Raw genomic sequence first — 18,309 nt, 5'->3', positions numbered from 1 at the left:
GCGCATAGGCACGGTTTCGCCCTCCGCGGTTTTGGCGCCGGCTTCGCCAACGGGGGTAAGCTTGATCTGTTGCGGCTGCACGCCGCGCGCGGTCAGCCCGTCCAGCACCGCCTGCGCGCGTTCGCCTGCGATCCGCTGATTCAGCGTCTCGTTCCCGACCGCATCCGTATAACCCACGACTTCCAGCGATCCGCCCGCGCAGCCGGAAAGGCGTTCCGCCGCCACGTCCAGAAGTTCCTGCGCCGGGGCGCTGAGCCCTTTCTCGTCACGGGCAAAATAGACCGGGAAGGTTTCCGCCAGACAGGCGCTGACCTCATCGCCGCTGTCAGGCGCGGTGGCGCAGGCGGACAGGATCAAGGCCGCGGCCGGAAAGAGAAAACGCTTCATAAATGCCCCCACATTCTTCGCCGTAAAATTAAGGCGGTTGACCCGAGCCTACTCCATTTCGGCCAGCGCGTCGTCCGCCGCCACGGTGTCGCCCGCTTTCACCGGTATTGACTTGATCACGCCATCGGCTTCAGCGCGAATAACATTTTCCATTTTCATCGCCTCGACGATGGCGATGGGCTCGCCCGCCTTAACTTCCTGGCCCTGCTCGACCTCCAGAGAGACCACCAGGCCCGGCATCGGGCAAAGGACAGTCTTGGCGAGGTCGCCGGCGTCGGGTTCTGGCAGGATGGCGTGCAGCTCGGCCATGCGCGGCGAACAGACCAGCGCGCGGCCTTTCACGCCGCCAAGGCGCAGGACATATCCTTCCGCGCGGTCGTGCATTTCCACGCTGAAGGCTTCGCCGTCCAGCTTGCCCTCGAACAGGACATGACCGGGGATCCAGCCGGTTTCCAGCGTGGCGGACCGGTCCTCGATCGTCAGATCGGCGCCGGTGTCCGTCAGGTCGATACGAACCGGAATCTGGTGCTCGCCGAACAGCACGACCCAGTCCTTGCGCTTCGCGACATGTTTGCCATTGATCCGGCCGGTGGCCTGCGCCGCGCGGCGGGTGAAGATGGCGTGAGCGTAGGCGGCGACGGCTGAAAGCAGGCGAACCTGACCGGGGTCGGGCGAGAGCCCCTGAAACCCGTCGGGAAATTCTTCCTCGATATATTTTGTGGTCAGGCGCCCCTCGCGGAAGCGGTCCTGAGACAGCACGGCGGCGACGAAGGGAATATTCGTCTGCACGCCTTCGATCAGGTAGCGGTCCAGCGCGGCGGCCAGCGTATCGATGGAGTCGATACGGGTCGGGCCATAGCCGATTAGCTTGGCGACCATCGGATCGTAGAACAGCGAAATCTCGTCGCCCTCGCGCACGCCGGTGTCCAGCCGCACGCCGTCGCCTTCTTCCGGCGGCTGGCAGCGCGCCAGACGGCCGATGCTGGGCAGGAAGCCGCGATAGGGATCCTCGGCATAGACGCGGGCTTCCATGGCCCAGCCGTCCAGCTTCAGCTCGTCCTGCTTGATGGGCAGCTCCTTGCCATCGGCCACGCGGATCATCTGCTCGACCAGATCCAGGCCGGTGATCAGCTCGGTCACCGGATGCTCCACCTGCAGACGGGTGTTCATTTCCAGGAAATAGAAGGATTTGTCCGGACCGGCGACGAACTCCACCGTGCCGGCGCTGTCATAGCCCACGGCCTCGGCGAGCGCGACGGCCTGCGCGCCCATTTTCGCGCGTGTTTCCTCGTCGATGAACGGGGAGGGGGCCTCCTCGATAACTTTCTGGTTGCGGCGCTGGATGGAACATTCGCGCTCGCCCAAATGGATTACATGGCCGTGCTTGTCGCCGAGAACCTGAATCTCGATATGGCGCGGCTGTTCGATGAATTTCTCGATCAGGATGCGGTCGTCGCCGAAGGAGGATTTCGCCTCGTTACGGGCGGACTTGAAGCTGTCGGCGAGGTCCTTGGGATCATGCACGATGCGCATGCCCTTGCCGCCGCCGCCGGCGGACGCCTTGACCATGACCGGGTAGCCGATCTTGTCAGCGGCGGTCTTCGCGTCTTCTGCGTTCTCGATCTCTCCGGGCGCGCCGGGGATCGTGCTGACGCCCGCTTCGCCGGCCAGCCGCTTGGATTCGATCTTGTCGCCCATGGCGCGAATGGCGTGTGCGTTCGGGCCGATCCAGATCAGGCCCTCCTTTTCCACGCGCTCCGCAAATCCGGCATTTTCCGACAGGAAGCCGAAGCCCGGATGGATGGCGTCCGCGCCGGTCTCTTTCGCGGCCGCGATGATCTTGTCGGCGTCCAGATAGGATTCGGCGGCGGGCGGCGGCCCGATGAATACGGCCTCGTCAGCCTGCTCAACGGCGAGGCTCGCCGCATCGGCTTCGGAGTAGACGACGACCGTTTTCACGCCAAGGCGCTTGCAGGTCTTGATAACGCGGCAGGCGATTTCGCCCCGGTTGGCAATAAGAATCTTCGAAATCATGGCATAGGTCTAGCATGTCAGGATGGCGTCGCGAGTCCGTCTTAATCACAAGCGCGGCGGCGGTGGAAGGGCAGGGAGGTCTCGCATGCGCTGGATGACTGGAATGGCGGCTCTTGCCGTGGCGGCCTGCGGCGCGGAATCCGCCCCGGATGTCAGCGAGGCGCCTGTCGCGCCCACCGCGTCCCGCGCGGAATTCCCGGTGCAGCGCTGCGTCAATCTGGCGAACGCCCTGAACGCGCCGGTGGAGGGCGACTGGGGCTATGCGATCACGCAGTCGGACCTGCAAACCATCGCCGATGGCGGGTTCGACACGGTGCGCGTTCTGATCGACTGGCACAGTCACGCGCTGGAGGACGCGCCGTACACGGTGGATCCGGAGCGGTTTGCGCGCATCGACGAGGTGATTGATCAGGCGTTCGAGGCCGATCTGAATGTCATCATCGACATGCATTCCTATACGGACCTGAAAGACCGTCCGGATTTTCATGCCCCGCGCGTCCTCGCCATCTGGCGGCAGATCGGCGAGCGTTATCAGGATTACCCGGACAGCCTGATCTTCGAGCCGGTGAACGAGCCGATCCGGAAACTGTCAGGCGAGAAGTGGTTCGCGTTGGCGGAGGAACTGGTCGACGCGATCCGCGAGACCAATCCAACCAGGGCAATCATTCTGGGCGGGGACGACTGGTCGAGCGTCGAGGGGCTGATGCGGCTGCGCCTGCCGGACGACCCGTACCTGGTCGCCACCTTCCACTATTACGAGCCGTTCGATTTTACCCACCAGGGGGCAAGCTGGTTCAAGAATGCGCCGCCTGAGGGGACGGGTTTTGGCGCCAGCCACGAAATCGAGGCGGTTCAACACGACATCGCCAAGGCGCAGGATTGGGCGGAGCGGAACCGGACGCCGGTTTTTCTGGGCGAATTCGGGCCGATCCGGCATGGCGAAACAGCGGACCGGGCGGTATGGACCAAAACCGTTCGCGAGGCGGCGGAGGCCGGCGGCATGGGCTGGTGCTATTTCGATTTCACCGCCGGGTTCGATATTTATGACAGTGACGCCGGAGACTGGATCGCGCCCGTTCACGCCGCGCTGATGGAAGACTAGCGGCTGGTCCGTTTAAGAAGCCAGACGCGCACGGCGCTGGCGAGGCCCTGTTCGGGATCGCGGCCTTCGTCGATTTCGGTGATCAGGCCCGCCATGGAGCGGCCGTCCGCAGCTGCGGCGTCATCCAGCGCCGCCCAGAATTCCGGCTCCAGCGCAATGGAGGTGCGGTGACCGGCGATGGAGAGGGAGCGCTTCTCCACCGTGGTCAGCGCCGAAGAAGAGCGAACGCGAAATCGCTCCGGTCGCCATAGATCGTGGAAATCTCGATCCAGTGCCAGGCAAGGCGCTCTGTTGTGCGGGCGGCGGCCAGCGGGCCGGCGTCATACGGATCGAATCCAATGTCTCGGGCCAGCTTGAAAACGGTCTCCTTGGCCGCCTGATCGCCGCCGGCGACGGCCAGCGCGGCGCGCTGATCGCCATAGACCGGATTGGCCATGGTCTCGACGCCCACCGTGTTGAACGCCTTGATGACCTGCGCCTTGGGGATCAGTTCGGCGATAGTCTCGCCGCCCGAATGCTGGCTGGCATGATCGACGTCCAGAAAATCCTCGCCGATAGGGTTGGTTGCGTCGATGATCAGACGCCCGGGCAGTCCGCCCAGCTTGCCGACAACGTCCGCTGCGACAGCCCAGGGCACGGCGAGCAGGACGATTTCAACCTCCTCGACCGCTTCTTCGGCCGAATAGACGGCGCAACCGAGATCGCGAAGCGCGTCGTATTTTTCCTGCTCCGGCCGCGGCGCGCCGAACGTTACCTCGTGCCCGGCCTCCACAAAGCGCCGTCCCAGCGTCGCCCCGACTTTTCCCGGCCCGATGACGGCGATTTTCATAAGCCTTTACTCAGCGTGTCTTTTGTCGAGCCTAGAATTGCCCGATCGCCCATTCCAACCCTTCAGGCAAATCGCGGGCCGAAAAATCGACGTGCAGAACGCGACGTCTGGCCGGGTTGGCTGCTCGATCCGAGGCATGAATGATGCTGGTGTGCAAAACTAGTACATCTCCCCGCGCCGCCCGGAAAGTCCGAGACTGTTGGCGCGCGCTGAGTTCCCGAATGTCGGAATCGGTCAGCTTCCCAAGCCGGTGGGAGCCTGGGATGATTTTCAGCGGACCATTGTCGCCGCCACAATCATCGAGGTGCAGCCGTAGGCTGATCATCGACTCGATATAATCGAATGGCGGTTCCACATGCGGCACGCCGGATTTGGTCGTCCATGTCTCAAACCCGGGCCGCGGACTGCGTTCTTGAACCGCAATCGTTCGGTCCTGATGCCAGGGTACGGCCCAGTTTGCCGTTGGCGTCTTATCGAACAGCAGAATGCGAACCGGTCGCGCCGTCTCGCCCAGAATTTCGGAACCTATCCTGCCGAGAAATCCAGTGCTCAGCAGTGTCTTCAGATGAGCGGGCGGGTCGAATATGCGTCCGCCAGGACCTGACGCATGACGATCCGCGAGATGGGTGAGCTTATCCATCTCGCGACCGTTCAATTTCGAGGCAAGCAGAATTCCGCCATCGCGGTCCAGATCCTGTCTGCCCGATGATCCGATCAAAGCGTCAGCCCGGTTTCACCATCTTGGCCGGGTCGACGATCTCGTCGAACTCGGCCTCTGTGACATAGCCGAGGGCGAGGGCGGATTCCTTGAGGGTCGTGCCTTCCTTGTGCGCTTTCTTGGCGACCTCGGTGGCCTTGTCGTAGCCGATCTTGGGGTTCAGGGCCGTGACCAGCATGAGAGAGCGGTTCACCAGTTCCTCGATCCGCTCCTCGTTGGCCGTGATGCCCTCGACGCAGCGCTCGGCGAAGCTGTCTGCGGCGTCGGCCAGCAGGCGGATGGACTGCATCATGTTGTAGGCCATGACCGGCTTGAAGACGTTCAGCTCGAAATGGCCCTGGCTGCCGGCCATGCCCATGGCGGCGTTATTGCCCATGACCTGGGTGCAAACCATGGTCATCGCCTCGCATTGGGTCGGGTTCACCTTGCCGGGCATGATCGATGAGCCGGGCTCGTTTTCCGGCAGGCTGATCTCGGAGATGCCGGAGCGCGGGCCGGAGCCAAGCAGGCGGATATCGTTGGCGATCTTGAACAGGGACGCGGCGACCGTGTTCAGCGCGCCGTGAGCAAAGACATAGGCGTCGTGCGCGGCCAGCGCCTCGAACTTGTTTTCGGCGGTGACGAAGGGAAGCCCGGTCATATCGGCGACTTCCTGCGCGAAAGCTTCGGCGAAGCCTTCTTTCGTATTGATGCCGGTGCCCACGGCCGTGCCGCCCTGCGCCAGCGGATAGAGATTTTCCAGTCCGTCCTGGAGGCGGGCGATGCCCAGCTCGATCTGGCGCACATAGCCGGAAAATTCCTGGCCCAGCGTCAGAGGCGTGGCGTCCTGAAGATGGGTGCGGCCGATCTTCACGATGTCCTTGAACTGTTTGGCCTTCACGTCGATGGAGCCGTGCAGGCGCTCCAGCGCCGGGATCAGGCGGCCGGCGATTTCCTGCGCCGCGGCGATGTGCATGGCGGTCGGGAAGGTGTCGTTGGAGGACTGGCCGCGATTGACGTGATCGTTCGGGTGGACGGGGTTCTTCGTGCCGATCTTGCCGCCCATGATCTCGATCGCGCGGTTCGAGATAACTTCGTTCGCATTCATGTTGGACTGCGTGCCGGAGCCGGTCTGCCAGACCGATAGCGGGAAGTGGTCGTCCCAACGGCCTTCGGCGACTTCGCCGGCGGCCTTGGCTATGGCGTCGGCGATTTCCGGCTCCAGCGCGCCCAGCTGCTTGTTGGCCAGCGCTGCGCAGCGCTTGATGACGCCCAGCGCATGAACAACCGGGACCGGCATGGTCTCATCGCCAATCGGGAAATTGATCAGCGAACGCGCAGATTGCGCGCCCCAGTATTTGTCGGCCGGAATTTCCAGCTCGCCGAAGGAATCGGATTCTTTGCGCGTGTCGGTCATGCTGTCCCTTTTAATCTGGGCGTGTCGGTTCGTTGCCGTTCTCATGCCCCGAGGGCGTGGGGTGATCAATCCCCGGCGCTGGAACTGCGTGGTTTCTCCAACGACATAAGGACGCGGCTTGGGATCGCCAGCCTTTGCGCTATCGTTTCTCGCCAGACAGCCGCGCGGATGGGCGGCCAGCAGGGATGGCGGGCATGGAGCCGGACGAACTGGAAGAAACGGAACTAAAGGGGCGCGGCAAGGTGCGGGCTGGCTATGCGGGGGATTCCCTAGTCCTGCGCATTGACGCCCTGACCACCCAGACGCGGCGCTTCAAGCCGCTGGTCCGCGAATTTTTCCGGAAAGAGTTTCGCGCCGCCCGGCCTGTCTTCGGCGACTATCAGGTGGAAATCCTGATTATCCAGCCGGACGAAACGCGCGGCAAACATGACGTGGACAATGTCGCAAAGGCAATCCTGGACGCGCTGACAGGCGCGGCGTTCCGCGACGATGTGCAGGTGACGAAACTGACAGTCGAGAAAATCAGCGGCGACCGGCCGCGCCTGTGGGTGCGGGCCAGCCCGCGAGCCTAGCCTATTTGCGGCGGAAGGCGTCCAACGACACGACATCGCCGCCGTTGTCGCCGCCGGTATGTTCGGCGGTTTCCGCCTTGTCTTCGGCGGCTTTCTTCCTGTCGGATTTCGGCCCGGGACCGCGCTTGATCGCGCCGGATTTCTTGGCGGCGTCGGCGGCGGGCGTATCCGCGTCGAATTGCAGCGCAAAGCGGACGCTGGGATCGTAGAACTTGGTGATGGCCGCATAGGGGACGCAGAGATATTTCGGCACGCCGCCGAATTTCAGCGTCACCTCGAAGGAATCCTCATTGGCTGACAGTTCCCAATACTGGTGCTCCAGCACGATGGTGATTTCTTCGGGGTAGGAGGCGACAAGCTCCGGATCGATATCGACGCCGGGCGCTTGGGTCTGGAAAGTGACATAGAAGTGGTGCTCGCCCGGAAGGCCGCCCTCGCGGGCGATCCGCTTCAAGGCTTTCTTCACAACGCCGCGGAGCGCCTCGCGCGCCATGACGTCATACCGCATGTGGTCCGTAGACAACCCGTCGATCCCCCCTGATCCAGACAGGTAGAAAACCTAACCGTGAGCGGGGCGCAGTCAATACGGATGCGCGGTGATTGGCTGATATCGTTAAGGGAGAAATGGGGGCTTCTGTTGCCAGGCGCCCCCGGGCCCCGCCTGATCCAGCTAACAGATCAGGGCTTAGATGCGAGATACTCGCGCCGCATTACGCAGCGAGAGCAACCTCTTCAGCATAGTTGTCATTCGCAACTATCAAAAACGGGCTTTTAACGGAGCACCGTCCGGGCAAAAGCAACACCTTTACACGTCTGTCGATCCTAATTCGGCCCCGTCAAAGGCCCTCCGGCAAAGGGTTCTTCACTCCGAAGGGTCTTTGGTGGAGCCGCCGGGAATCGCACCCGGGTCCAGACCGCTTATTGCGTGCGCGTTTATCGCCATAGTCCGCCGAAGCGAACAGCATGAATATAGGGGCGATAGAGGTTAATTTGAAGTGGGTGAAGCGTCTGGCGGGCTGCAACCAGCGTTCAGCGCATCCGATACCGGGGCTCTTGCTGCGTTCAGGGGGCGAGAATAGTCGTACAGTTTGGATTTGCGCTCCTGAATGAGCTCTAAAATCTGCGTTCTGAGCGGATTGTAAACGTCCATCCCTTCGATTTCGCATTCAAATGAGCGCAACCGACCGGCCGTGGTTTCCAGCTCCATGGCATAGCGCTTCACATTATCGCGAATTTCCCGGTCAAAGCCTTTGAGTTTTTCCTCAATGTCATCAGGAATTGTAATTTTTTCAATGCGCTCGAGGTTTTCAGGGGTGGGCTCGGACCAGTAGTTGTCCTTACTGCGGACCTCTCTCACCTTTGCCCTTATGCGTTGCGATTTTGGGTGCTCCGTCCAGGTTTCCATATTCGCCAAAGCGCGCTTTCCGGGTTTGCCAAGCCGAAATTGCATATAGGCGAAATCAAAATCTTCGACCTTAACGGTTTCATTCTTCAGCCGGGCGCTTTGACTTCGGGCGCTCCATTCCAGCGGATCAAGGATCGGGGTTTGCATCATGACCAGCAACACGACCAGGATTACAGCGAAGGCCGAGTTCAAACGCGCGACCGGCGGCATCCATTTCTCTGATTTTGTAAATTCGCTCAGAAGGCCGCCGAGAAGCAGGACCGTGTAGCCGGCAACGAGCGCGGCAGCGACAAGAACGACGAAGCGCTCGGGCGTAAGACCATGCTCAGCAACCCGGATCCCAATGCCATAAAGCGCCATGACCGCGTACACGGGTAAAACGGCAAGGCTGAGCCATACAGCCCAGCGAAGAGGGCGAACCGGTGGTCGCAACCCATCCTGATAAACGCCGTTAAAAACCAGTTTTGCAGTAATCGCCAGTGCTAACAGAAAAGCGGTTGGACTTAAGGTTTCGCCAAGTGGCTCCAGCCCTGTGAAAGGCAGAGCCACAGCGAAGATGGCGGAAAATACCGCCAGAAGGGGCAACAGGATACGCGCGCCGATAACCAGCGCCGTTTCACCAGTTCCCAGCAGGCGATTGTTATGTAGAGTGAAAGTGGTGCCAATTCCGGCCGCAGCGGCTGTCGCAATCAATATTGTCCAGCGACTGGTCAAGATTGCGCTAATCCACCCAGCTCCAAGCGCTGAGAAGGCTGCTGACCAGAGCGAAATAAACAGAGCGACCGCAACGCCTACTGCTACGCCGCCCGCCGCCGCCACAGGTAACCGGACGGCATGTTTGAACATTATGTTGTGCGGAAAGTGAAAACCGCCGGTTTCGCGCGCAGTCGCCACCAAGGTCAGAACCAGAAAAACAAGCAGCGGTGCGCCCAGTCCAATCCAGAAGACCATCATGAAGCCGCTTTCAGAAAGCGGCTCAGCCGATTGCAAAGTGCGCCAAAGCGTCAGAATTCCGATCAGCGCGCCAAGTGCGGCAGGCGTAACAAGCTTACGCCATGCCGGTCGGTATTCATTCAGCAGAATAGAAGTCCCGGAAAAAGTGATCGCCAGTCCTGCGCCGGCAAGCCCCCACACGGACCTGATTGTTTCTGGGAGACTGAATAAGGCATTGAGAGCCACCGCAGTTGCCGCGCCAAGAAGGGCCGCCGTCAGAAATTTAGCGATATCACCCTGCGTGTAGGACAGCTCTGAAGTTGGATCGTTCATTCCGGCAAATTCTCGCGCATGAAGCGGATCACGTTTTCGCCGGCGATCAGGCGAATTTCGCGGGGGGTGAAGCCCTGGGCGAGGAGGGCGTCGGTGAGGGCGGCGCGTTCGCCGGAGTCCATGATCACGGTAACCGCGCCGTCATAGTCAGAACCATAAGCGACATGCTCCACGCCCAGCAGGTCGGCGGCGTAGCGGATGGATTGCGCGATTCCGTCCGGCGAGACATCGCAGACCGCCGCGTCCCAGTAGCCAATTCCGATCAACCCGCCGCGGCGGGCAATCTCGACCATCAGTTCGTCCCGGATGTTGCGGGGCGTGTCGCAGGCGCCTTTCAGACCGGTGTGGGAAACGATCAATGGCGCGTTGCTGATGGCCAGCACGTCCTCGACCACCGCTTCGGAGGAGTGGGCGAGGTCGATGATCAGGCCTTTTTCCTCGATGGCGCGGACGGCTTCCTGTCCGAAATCGGTCAGCCCGGCATTGGTGACGCCGTGAAGCGAGCCGCCCAGCGCGTTATCGAAGAAATGCTGGAGGCCGATGATGCGGTATCCGGCGGTCCACAGCCGGTCCAGATTGGCGATGTCGCCTTCCAGCGGATGCGCGCCCTCGGTGGCGAGGATGCCAGCCAGCGCGCCGGCGGAAAGAGCGGCATCGAACTCGGCGGCGGTGCGGACCACGCGAAGCGCGCCATCAGAGTCTTCGGCGAAATGATGAAGCTTCTCGGATTGATAGACCGCGCGCTCCAGCAGGCTGTTCCAGGTGCGCGGCGCCCAGAGCTGAACCTTCACCAGAAGGTCGAGGTCGTCGCTCTCCGCGGTGTTCTCTTCATAGTTCAGGCCGGAGGGGCTCTTGGTCACCGCGGCGAAAACCTGCACGGCCGAATTGGAGTCCTGCAGCCGGGGCAGGTCCACATGACCGCGCTCGCCGCGCTTCAGAAAATCGCGCTTCCACAACATCGTATCGGTGTGCAGATCCGCCAGACGCAGCGAATCCTGGATCGCAGCCGCCTCGTCCGAGATGACATAAGTTTCATGGTCTAACGTCTTGTTCTGACTGCGTTCGACCGCGGCGGGCAATACCGCGAAAGCGATGATGGCGGCGATTGCCAGCAGCACCAGAATGCCGATCAGGATTTTCAGAAGACGTGACATATGCTCCCCCCAAGCCCTTACTTATTCGGTAGGCTAGGCCGACTCGGCCATCATGCGACGAGGAAGGACAAGAGGCGAGAGGCCATGCGTCAGTATCTGGATCTGCTTGAGGACGTTCTGGAAAACGGCGTCGAGCGCGGCGACCGCACCGGCGTTGGCACGCGGGGAGTCTTCGGCCGTCAGATGCGGTTCGATTTGTCGGACGGCTTCCCGATGCTCACCACCAAAAAGCTTCACCTCAAATCGATCATTTATGAGCTGCTGTGGTTCCTGGGCGGCGACACCAATGTGCGCTGGCTGCAGGAGCGCGGCGTGAAGATCTGGGACGAGTGGGCCGCAGAGGACGGCGAGCTGGGTCCGGTCTATGGCAAGCAGTGGCGCAGCTGGGCCGCCCCGGATGGCGGCGTGATTGACCAGATTGCCAATGTAACCAGACAGATACGGGAAAATCCTAATTCACGGCGCCTGATCGTTTCGGCCTGGAACCCGGCGGACGTGGATGAGATGGCGTTGCCGCCCTGTCATTGCCTGTTCCAGTTTCATGTCGCGGACGGGCGGCTGTCCTGCCAGCTTTATCAGCGCAGCGCGGACATCTTTCTGGGCGTGCCGTTCAATATCGCCTCCTACGCGCTGCTCACGATGATGATGGCGCAGGCGACCGGCAACCGGCCGGGCGATTTCGTGCACACATTCGGAGACGCCCACCTCTACCTGAACCATATCGAGCAGGCGGAGCTGCAGCTGACGCGCGCGCCGCGTCCCTTGCCGCGCATGGAGATAAATCCGGACAAGCGCGACATCTTCGATTTCGAATATGAGGATTTCACGCTGAAGGATTACGACCCCCATCCGCACATCAAGGCGCAGGTGGCGGTATGAGCGTTCGGCTCGCCCTGATCGCCGCCCGCGCTTCAAACGGCGTGATAGGCCGGGACGGGGAGTTGCCGTGGCGGCTGGCCTCGGACATGGCCTATTTCAAGCAAACCACGATGGGAAAGCCCTGTCTGATGGGCCGCAAGACGTGGGACTCGCTGCCGCCGAAATTCCGGCCTTTGCCGGGCCGTCCCTGCCTCGTGCTGACCCGTGATGAGGGATATGAGGCGGAAGGCGCTGAAACATTTCATGATTTCGACGCCATGGCCTCGCGCGGCCGGATGCTGGCGGAAGAGACCGGCGCCGGAGAAGCAATGGTGATTGGCGGCGAGGCGCTTTACCGCCTCGCCCTGCCGCAAGCGGACCGGATCTATCTGACCGAGGTCGCCGCCGAGATAGAGGGAGATGCGGTATTCCCTGAACTCGGCGAGGACTGGGTCGAGGTGGCGCGCGAACGCAGCGCGGCGGGGCCGCGCGACGATTACGCCTTCATCCTGCGGACGCTGGACCGCACGCGCTAGATTTTCTTGCGCAGCGACTTTGCGGTGTCGTTCAGCGAATCAAGCGTATCGGAAAGGCTGTCCTCCAGCGCATGGAACGCGCCGCCCCAACTTTTTTCACCGATGGCTTTGGGGCCGAACAGCGCAATCGCCAGCCCGGCGCCGAACGCCCCGGCAAGGCCGAACGCGATGGCTGTGGTCTTGCCCGCGCGTTTGCGGTAGGCGCGCTTGGTCTCGTCCGGCTTTGTCCGCACCCACGCGTAATCGGCGGTGAGGGCGGCCAGGACGAGCGCTCCGGCGGCGCCGGCCGCGAAAAGGGTGGTGTCGTCATATTCACGGAGCGGGTTTTTCATGAAATCATCCTGATCGGGTTTGAACAAAACAGTATCTGACCCCAACAACGCACAGGCCGCCCGCTTGATCCAAAGCGCTCAACCGGCCACATACCTTAATTGAAGAAACTATGCCGGAAGGCGGAGGGAAGGTTCGCGCATGCCTTGGAATGACAACGCGAATAACGGGGGCGGCCCCTGGGGATCGAGCGGCGGCGGCAGCGGCGGCAAGAATCCGTGGGGGCAAGGCCCGCGCGGCGGCGGCTCCGGCGGCGGAGGCGGCGGTCAACGCCCGCCAGATTTTGACCAGGCGTTCCGCGATGCGCGCGAACGCTTCAAGGGCTTTGGCGGCGGCAAGGGCGGCGGCATGGCCGTGGTTGTCTTCATTGTCGTGGCGCTGGTCGCCTGGGGCCTGACGGGCGTTTATTTCGTCCAGCCGCAGGAAGAGGGCGTGGTGCTGCGCTTTGGCGAGTATACGCGCACGACGCAGCCGGGCATCCAGTATCATATGCCGTGGCCGGTCGAGCGCGCTTTCACGCCGGAGGTCACGCGCGTGCAGCGTGTGAATATTGGCTATGAAGATACGCGTGGCGAACCGCGCGACATCTCCGCCGAAAGCCTGATGCTAACGCAGGACGAGAATATCGTGGATATCGATTTCTCGGTTTTCTGGGTGATCAATGACGCGAGGGATTTCCTGTTCAATGTCGAGGACCCGGAAGGCACGGTGAAAGCTGTGGCCGAAAGCGCCATGCGCGAAGTCGTGGGCAACAACCAGCTTGAGCCGATCATCACGCGCGGCCGCCAAGTGGTGGAACAGGACGCCCGACAGCTTATGCAGGCGACGCTGGATGAATATGGCGCGGGCATTCAGATCCGGCAGGTGCAGCTACAAAAGGCTGACCCACCAGAGCGGGTGATCGAATCCTTCCGCGACGTCGTGAATGCGGCGCAGGACGCGGAGACGATCATCAACCGCGCCACGGCCTACCGGAACCAGATCGTTCCGGAAGCGCGGGGTACGGCGTCCCAGATCGTTCAGGAGGCCGAAGCTTATCGCGAGCAGGTGGTCGCCGACTCGAGCGGTCAGGCGCAGCGCTTCACCGCCGTCCTGTCCGAGTATCAGCAGGCTCCGGAAGTGACGCGTCAGCGCATGTATCTGGAGACGCTGGAACGCGTCATGCAGAAAGCCGACAAGATCGTGATCGACGGCGAAACGGCGGAGGGTGTCGTGCCTTACCTGCCGCTGAACGAACTCAACCGTAACCGCGCCGATCAGGGAGGCCAGCAATGAGCCGATTTATTTCCATAGCTCTGGTCGTAGCCGTCATCGGCGGCCTTCTGTTGGTCGCTTCTTCAATGTTCGTGGTGAACCAGTACAGCCAGGCGCTGGTGCTTCGCTTCGGTGAAACCGTTGGCGTTAAAAACCCCTGGATGGCCGAGGAGGAAAATCCGGGCCTGAAGTTCAAGGCGCCGTTCATCGACCGCGCGGTTATTTTTTCTCGCAAGCTGCTTGAACTGGACATGCCCGAGCTGGAAGTCATCGCGAACGACCAGGAGCGGCTGGTGGTGGACGCCTTCGCGCGCTACCGCATCACCGATCCGCTTCTGTTCTTCCAGGCGGTTCAGAACGTGGATCGCGCGGAGCTGCAACTTCAGGAATATATGGAGGCCAGCTTGCGCCGCAATCTGGGTTCGGTTGAGTCGGGCGCGATCATTTCCGGCCAGCGGGCGGACCTGATGGAGCAAATCCGGGGCGACATGAACAGTGCGGCCACGGAGGATTCGCTGGGCGTTGCGATCACTGACGTGAAGATCCGCCAGGCGGACCTGCCGCAGCAGAACGCCGAGCGGGTCTATACACGGATGCAAACCGAACGCGAACAGCGGGCCGCGGAAATTCGCGCGGAAGGCGAGCAACGTTCACGCGAGATTCGCGCCGAGGCGGACAAGACCCGTACGATTATCCTTGCCGAGGCGCGGGAACAGGCTGAGGTCATTAAGGGTGAGGGCGACGCCCAGAGGAACGCGATCTATGCCGACGCGTATAATCGCGACCCGGAGTTCTTCGCCTTCTACCGGTCTCTCCAGGCGTACGAGAAGTCGATCGAGGAGGGCACGCAACTTGTCCTGTCGCCTCAATCTGACTTCTTCCGCTACTTCGGCGACCAGGGAGGCCGGCAATAGGCTGGACGGACATCGTCTTCGGGCTGGGTTTCGCGCTGGCGCTTGAGGGCGCCGCCTATGCGCTGTTTCCCGGCCCGATGACGCGCATGATCCGCGATATCGCGGAAAGTCCGGCGGAACGGTTGCGTATCGCCGGAATCGTCGCGCTGGCGGCGGGAATCGGTATTATCTGGCTGGCGCGGCACGAAATGGTTCTTGAGGTTTTCAGGTGATGAAACGCATTGCAGCAGCGGCGGCCCTTGCGATTGCGGCCCTGGTTCCAGCCTTCGCCGGCGCACACCCGGCGCCGGACGGCTTCGCGGAGCTGTCACGCGAACTGTCGCCGGCCGTGGTCAATATTTCCACCGCCCAGACCGTGCAGTTCGAAGGCGGCCTGCCGGAATTTCCTCCGGGGTCTCCGCTTGAGCGGTTCAACGAATTCTTTGGCGGTCCGGGCGGCGACCGGATTTCCAATTCTCTTGGCTCCGGTTTCGTCATCGACGCGGACGGCGTGATCGTCACGAACAATCACGTGATCGAGGGCGCGGACGATGTCACCGTCAATTTCATCGACGGCAGCAGCCTGCACGCCGAGGTGATCGGCCGCGATCCGGCGACCGATCTGGCCGTGCTCCGCGTTGACCCGCCGTCGCCCCTGCCAACGGTCAAATGGGGCGACTCCAGCGATGCCGAAGTGGGCGACTGGGTGGTGGCGATCGGCAATCCGTTCGGTCTTGGCGGAACGGTGACGGCCGGGATCATTTCCGCGCGCAATCGCAACATCAATGCGGGCGCCTATGACGACTTCATCCAGACGGATGCGGCGATCAACCGGGGCAATTCCGGCGGTCCGCTGTTCGACATGAATGGCGATGTCATTGGCGTGAATACGGCGATCCTGTCGCCGACCGGCGCCAATGTCGGCATCAGTTTCTCCATCCCGGCGGCGCTGGCCGAGCCGGTGGTGGCGCAACTTCTGGAATTTGGCGAAACCCGGCGCGGCTGGCTGGGCGTGCGCGTGCAGGCGGTGAATGAGGACGTGGCTGAGGCCTATGGTCTCGATACGCCGCGCGGCGCGCTGATCACCAGCATCACCGAAGACAGTCCGGCGGAGAAGGCGGGGCTGGAGCGCGGCGATCTGGTGCTGTCCTTTGACGGCCGCGCGGTTCGGGAATCGCGCCTGCTGTCGCGCATCGTCGCGGAAACCAAAATCGGCAAGAGCGCGCGCGTTGATTATATCCGCGAAGGCGAACGCCGTACCGCGCAGGTGAAGGTGGAGCGTCTGGAATCAGAAGTCGCCACAGCGGGCGGCTCCAGCCGTCCCGCGGCGAGCGGTGAAAAGGTTCTGGGTCTGACGCTGGCGCCGCTGACCACGGCGGACCGCCGCAAATACAATATCGCCAATGACGTGAAGGGCGTGCTGATCGTTGACGTCGACAGCGATAGCGACGCCGCCGGCAAGATGCGCGCGGGCGACGTGATCGAGGAGGTCGCGTGGGAGCCGGTCGATACGATCAGCCAGGTGAAAGCCCGCGTTTCCGCCGCTGATGACGGGTCCGGGCGGCCCATCCCCATCCTGGTGAACCGCCGGGGCGATTTGTCCCTGAAAACGGTCAAGCCGCCGCAGAATAACGGCTAGTCATGGCCGCGCCGCGCGCGCTCCTGATCGCCGGCCCCACCGCCAGCGGCAAGACGCGTCTGGCGGTGTCTGTGGCCCGCCGCATCGGCGGAGAGATCGTCAACGCCGATTCAATGCAGGTCTATGCCGATCTGGCGGTTCTCAGCGCCCGCCCGCCGCCCGATGAACAAGAGGGCGTTCCCCATCACCTGTTTGGCCATGTGGACGGGCCGGAAGCCTATTCGGCGGGCCGCTGGCTGGATGAGGCAATGCTGGTCATTCGCGACATTCAGGGCCGGGGACGCGTCCCGCTGGTGGTCGGCGGCACCGGGCTTTATTTCAAGGCCCTGACGGATGGCCTGGCGGAAACCCCCGATCCGGGCGACGCGGCGCGAAGCGAGGCGCGGCAATATCTGGAAGATCATGGCGTCGAGGCGCTGGCCCGGCGGGCGCATGAACTGGACCCGTACGCGGCGGCAAAGGTCGAAGCAGCCGATGCGCAACGGCTTCTGCGCATTGTCGAGGTGGCGGCCGGAACCGGCATGCCGCTCTCCCGGCTTCAGGCGGATACGACGCCGGCGCTGGCTCCTGATGGCTGGCGGGGCGCGGTGCTGATGCCTGACCGCGACGCGCTGAACGCGCGCATCGCCGCACGGTCGGAGGCGATGTTGCAATCGGGCGCGGTTGAGGAAGTTCGCGCATTGCGGACGCGCGGTCTCGCCGATGACAGGCCGGTGATGAAGGCGCTGGGCGTGCGAACGATTTCAAGGCTGATTGACGCGGAAATCGATCGCGATCAGACGGCGGAGAGACTGACCATCGAGACGCGCCAATACGCCAAACGCCAGCGCACATGGTTCCGCAATCAGACCGGCGACTGGCCGCGGATTGACCCGCTGGCCAGCAACGCCGAGGAGTCTCTGATCCGGGCGCTTGGGCAAGGAGAAGCCGAATGACAGGCCATGCGATGGCGGCCCTGCGGGAGAGGCGAATAACCCTGATTGGACTGGGAAATCAGGGGCGCGGGCAGGCGATGAACCTCAAGGCGACCGGGCTGCAGGTGGATGTCGCGCTGCGGGAAAATTCACCCAACCGCGCGGACGCCGCCCGGATCGGCGCGCCGGTCGTGCCGCTGGAGGCTGCTGCGCAGAACGCCGATTTGCTGGTTTTTCTTATCCCCGATGAGGTGCAGGGCGCGCTGTGGCGCGAGGTGATTGCGCCGCGTCTCAAACCCGGGGCCGGTCTGATTTTCGCGCACGGATTTTCCGTGCATTTCGGGCACGTGACGCCGCCCGCAGACAGCGACGTCATGCTGGTCTCGCCCAAAGGAGCGGGCGCGAACATGCGCTATCGCGAAGCCTGTAGCTGGGGCGTGCATCAGGATGCCTCTGGCCGCGCAACGGAAACCGCGCAAGCCTATGCGCGCGCCATTGTCGGCCCCGATGCGCGGCTGATCGGGACAAGCTTCGAGGAGGAAGCGGTCAGCGATCTGTTCGGCGAGCAGGTCTCGCTTTGCGGCGGCGTGCCCGCAATGATGCGCATGGCTTTCGAAACCCTGGTCGAAGGCGGCGTGTCGCCGGAAATGGCCTATTTTGACGTGGTTCAGGAGATCAAGCTGATCAGCGACCTGATTGCCGCAAAAGGGCTGGCGGGCATGTATGAGGCCGTATCGGACACCGCTGAATTTGGCGCCTACCGTACGGGCCCGCGCCTGGCGAATGAGGCCATGCGCGCCGAGATGCAGGCGATTCTGAAAGACATAAAATCGGGCCGCTTTGCCGCTGACTGGGTGGAGGAGGCGGAATCCGGACGTCCTGCGGTGATGGAGCGCCGCGCCGCCAATCAGGCGCATCCGATAGAGGCGGCGGGCCGCGCGGCGCGCAAAGAAGAGGCCCGGGAGACTTGATTTTGCCGCCCGCCCGCGCTTTCGGTGAATATGGCCGCGCGATATTGCGGC

The 18,309-nt window shown here is 62.6% G+C and carries 20 protein-coding genes and 1 other RNA gene; 10 read left to right on the top strand and 11 right to left on the bottom strand.

Going from position 1 to position 18,309, the window contains the following annotated elements; translation table 11 throughout:
• Positions 1 to 387 (bottom strand): OmpA family protein (locus H2040_RS10380; protein ID WP_287157248.1); only part of this gene is annotated, 387 nt, incomplete at its 3' end.
• A 48-nt stretch (positions 388 to 435) separates the two neighbouring features.
• Positions 436 to 2,421 (bottom strand): acetyl-CoA carboxylase biotin carboxylase subunit, encoded by a 1,986-nt coding sequence (locus H2040_RS10375; RefSeq protein ID WP_287157247.1) that lies wholly within the window; start codon positions 2,419 to 2,421, stop codon positions 436 to 438.
• A gap of 85 nt (positions 2,422 to 2,506) precedes the next feature.
• On the opposite strand from H2040_RS10375, the gene H2040_RS10370 reads away from it, so the two are divergent.
• Positions 2,507 to 3,523, top strand: coding sequence for a glycoside hydrolase family 5 protein (locus H2040_RS10370; protein WP_287157246.1), 1,017 nt, complete (start codon positions 2,507 to 2,509; stop codon positions 3,521 to 3,523).
• Here the strand turns inward: H2040_RS10370 and H2040_RS10365 are convergent.
• Genes H2040_RS10365 through fumC form a run of 4 tightly spaced genes read right to left on the bottom strand, consistent with a single transcriptional unit; the run spans position 3,520 to position 6,466 of the window.
• Positions 3,520 to 3,723 (bottom strand): ribbon-helix-helix domain-containing protein, encoded by a 204-nt coding sequence (locus tag H2040_RS10365; RefSeq protein ID WP_287157245.1) that lies wholly within the window; start codon positions 3,721 to 3,723, stop codon positions 3,520 to 3,522. The genes H2040_RS10370 and H2040_RS10365 overlap by 4 nt on opposite strands.
• A gap of 5 nt (positions 3,724 to 3,728) precedes the next feature.
• Positions 3,729 to 4,352, bottom strand: coding sequence for an NADPH-dependent F420 reductase (locus H2040_RS10360; RefSeq protein WP_287157244.1), 624 nt, complete (start codon positions 4,350 to 4,352; stop codon positions 3,729 to 3,731).
• Positions 4,353 to 4,383: 31 nt separating this feature from the next.
• Positions 4,384 to 5,070, bottom strand: a complete 687-nt coding sequence (locus H2040_RS10355; RefSeq protein WP_287157242.1) for a phytanoyl-CoA dioxygenase family protein — start codon at positions 5,068 to 5,070, stop codon at positions 4,384 to 4,386.
• Between the two features lie 4 nt (positions 5,071 to 5,074).
• A complete protein-coding gene (gene fumC, locus H2040_RS10350) occupies positions 5,075 to 6,466 on the bottom strand; it encodes a class II fumarate hydratase (protein WP_287157240.1) in 1,392 nt (463 codons plus the stop codon).
• A 194-nt stretch (positions 6,467 to 6,660) separates the two neighbouring features.
• Between fumC and H2040_RS10345 the strand changes: the two genes are divergently transcribed.
• Positions 6,661 to 7,038: a RusA family crossover junction endodeoxyribonuclease gene (locus tag H2040_RS10345; RefSeq protein ID WP_287157238.1), complete on the top strand. Its 378-nt coding sequence runs from the start codon at positions 6,661 to 6,663 to the stop codon at positions 7,036 to 7,038.
• Position 7,039: 1 nt separating this feature from the next.
• Here the strand turns inward: H2040_RS10345 and H2040_RS10340 are convergent, their stop codons facing one another.
• The 4 genes from H2040_RS10340 to H2040_RS10325 all read right to left on the bottom strand — a co-directional run bounded on the left by H2040_RS10340 (position 7,040) and on the right by H2040_RS10325 (position 10,863).
• On the bottom strand, positions 7,040 to 7,561 hold the full coding sequence (locus tag H2040_RS10340) for an SspB family protein (RefSeq protein ID WP_022696511.1): 522 nt from the start codon (positions 7,559 to 7,561) through the stop codon (positions 7,040 to 7,042).
• Positions 7,562 to 7,661: 100 nt separating this feature from the next.
• Positions 7,662 to 8,037: a transfer-messenger RNA gene (gene ssrA, locus H2040_RS10335) on the bottom strand.
• A complete protein-coding gene (locus H2040_RS10330; protein ID WP_287157237.1) occupies positions 8,024 to 9,709 on the bottom strand; it encodes a DUF4153 domain-containing protein in 1,686 nt (561 codons plus the stop codon). The genes ssrA and H2040_RS10330 overlap by 14 nt, the downstream gene beginning before the upstream one ends.
• Complete coding sequence (locus H2040_RS10325; RefSeq protein ID WP_287157236.1) at positions 9,706 to 10,863, bottom strand: dipeptidase; 1,158 nt, start codon at positions 10,861 to 10,863, stop codon at positions 9,706 to 9,708. Before H2040_RS10325 ends, H2040_RS10330 begins: the two co-directional genes overlap by 4 nt.
• An 84-nt stretch (positions 10,864 to 10,947) precedes the next feature.
• On the opposite strand from H2040_RS10325, the gene H2040_RS10320 reads away from it, so the two are divergent.
• Together H2040_RS10320 and H2040_RS10315 are read left to right on the top strand one after the other, a co-directional pair.
• Positions 10,948 to 11,742 (top strand): thymidylate synthase, encoded by a 795-nt coding sequence (locus tag H2040_RS10320; protein ID WP_287157234.1) that lies wholly within the window; start codon positions 10,948 to 10,950, stop codon positions 11,740 to 11,742.
• The gene (locus H2040_RS10315; RefSeq protein WP_287157233.1) at positions 11,739 to 12,257 is read left to right on the top strand and encodes a dihydrofolate reductase; all 519 of its coding nucleotides are present in this window, start codon (positions 11,739 to 11,741) and stop codon (positions 12,255 to 12,257) included. The genes H2040_RS10320 and H2040_RS10315 overlap by 4 nt, the downstream gene beginning before the upstream one ends.
• On the opposite strand, the gene H2040_RS10310 is transcribed toward H2040_RS10315, so the two are convergent.
• Positions 12,254 to 12,589 (bottom strand): hypothetical protein, encoded by a 336-nt coding sequence (locus tag H2040_RS10310; protein WP_287157232.1) that lies wholly within the window; start codon positions 12,587 to 12,589, stop codon positions 12,254 to 12,256. The two genes, H2040_RS10315 and H2040_RS10310, sit on opposite strands and share 4 nt — an antisense overlap.
• A gap of 139 nt (positions 12,590 to 12,728) precedes the next feature.
• Here H2040_RS10310 and hflK point away from each other — a divergent pair, with 139 nt between their 5' ends.
• Genes hflK through ilvC form a run of 6 tightly spaced genes read left to right on the top strand, consistent with a single transcriptional unit; the run spans position 12,729 to position 18,258 of the window.
• Positions 12,729 to 13,862 (top strand): FtsH protease activity modulator HflK, encoded by a 1,134-nt coding sequence (hflK, locus tag H2040_RS10305; protein ID WP_287157231.1) that lies wholly within the window; start codon positions 12,729 to 12,731, stop codon positions 13,860 to 13,862.
• The gene (hflC, locus tag H2040_RS10300) at positions 13,859 to 14,755 is read left to right on the top strand and encodes a protease modulator HflC (RefSeq protein ID WP_287157230.1); all 897 of its coding nucleotides are present in this window, start codon (positions 13,859 to 13,861) and stop codon (positions 14,753 to 14,755) included. Before hflK ends, hflC begins: the two co-directional genes overlap by 4 nt.
• Entirely contained in the window at positions 14,752 to 14,967 is a 216-nt protein-coding gene (locus H2040_RS10295) for a DUF2065 domain-containing protein (RefSeq protein WP_027068161.1), read from the top strand. The genes hflC and H2040_RS10295 overlap by 4 nt, the downstream gene beginning before the upstream one ends.
• Positions 14,967 to 16,373 carry a Do family serine endopeptidase gene (locus tag H2040_RS10290; protein WP_287157228.1) on the top strand — a complete coding sequence of 469 codons (1,407 nt, stop codon included), beginning with the start codon at positions 14,967 to 14,969 and terminating at the stop codon, positions 16,371 to 16,373. The genes H2040_RS10295 and H2040_RS10290 overlap by 1 nt, the downstream gene beginning before the upstream one ends.
• 2 nt (positions 16,374 to 16,375) lie before the next feature.
• Positions 16,376 to 17,308, top strand: coding sequence for a tRNA (adenosine(37)-N6)-dimethylallyltransferase MiaA (gene miaA, locus H2040_RS10285; protein WP_287157227.1), 933 nt, complete (start codon positions 16,376 to 16,378; stop codon positions 17,306 to 17,308).
• The gene (gene ilvC / locus H2040_RS10280) at positions 17,305 to 18,258 is read left to right on the top strand and encodes a ketol-acid reductoisomerase (protein WP_287157225.1); all 954 of its coding nucleotides are present in this window, start codon (positions 17,305 to 17,307) and stop codon (positions 18,256 to 18,258) included. The genes miaA and ilvC overlap by 4 nt, the downstream gene beginning before the upstream one ends.
• Positions 18,259 to 18,309 lie beyond the last annotated feature (51 nt).

It is taken from the genome of Euryhalocaulis sp. (assembly GCF_013911995.1).
Taxonomy (GTDB): Bacteria; Pseudomonadota; Alphaproteobacteria; order Caulobacterales; family Maricaulaceae; genus Euryhalocaulis; species Euryhalocaulis caribicus.
The sequence above is the reverse complement of the archived record's forward strand: the minus strand, read 5'-3'. Positions and strand labels throughout refer to the sequence as shown.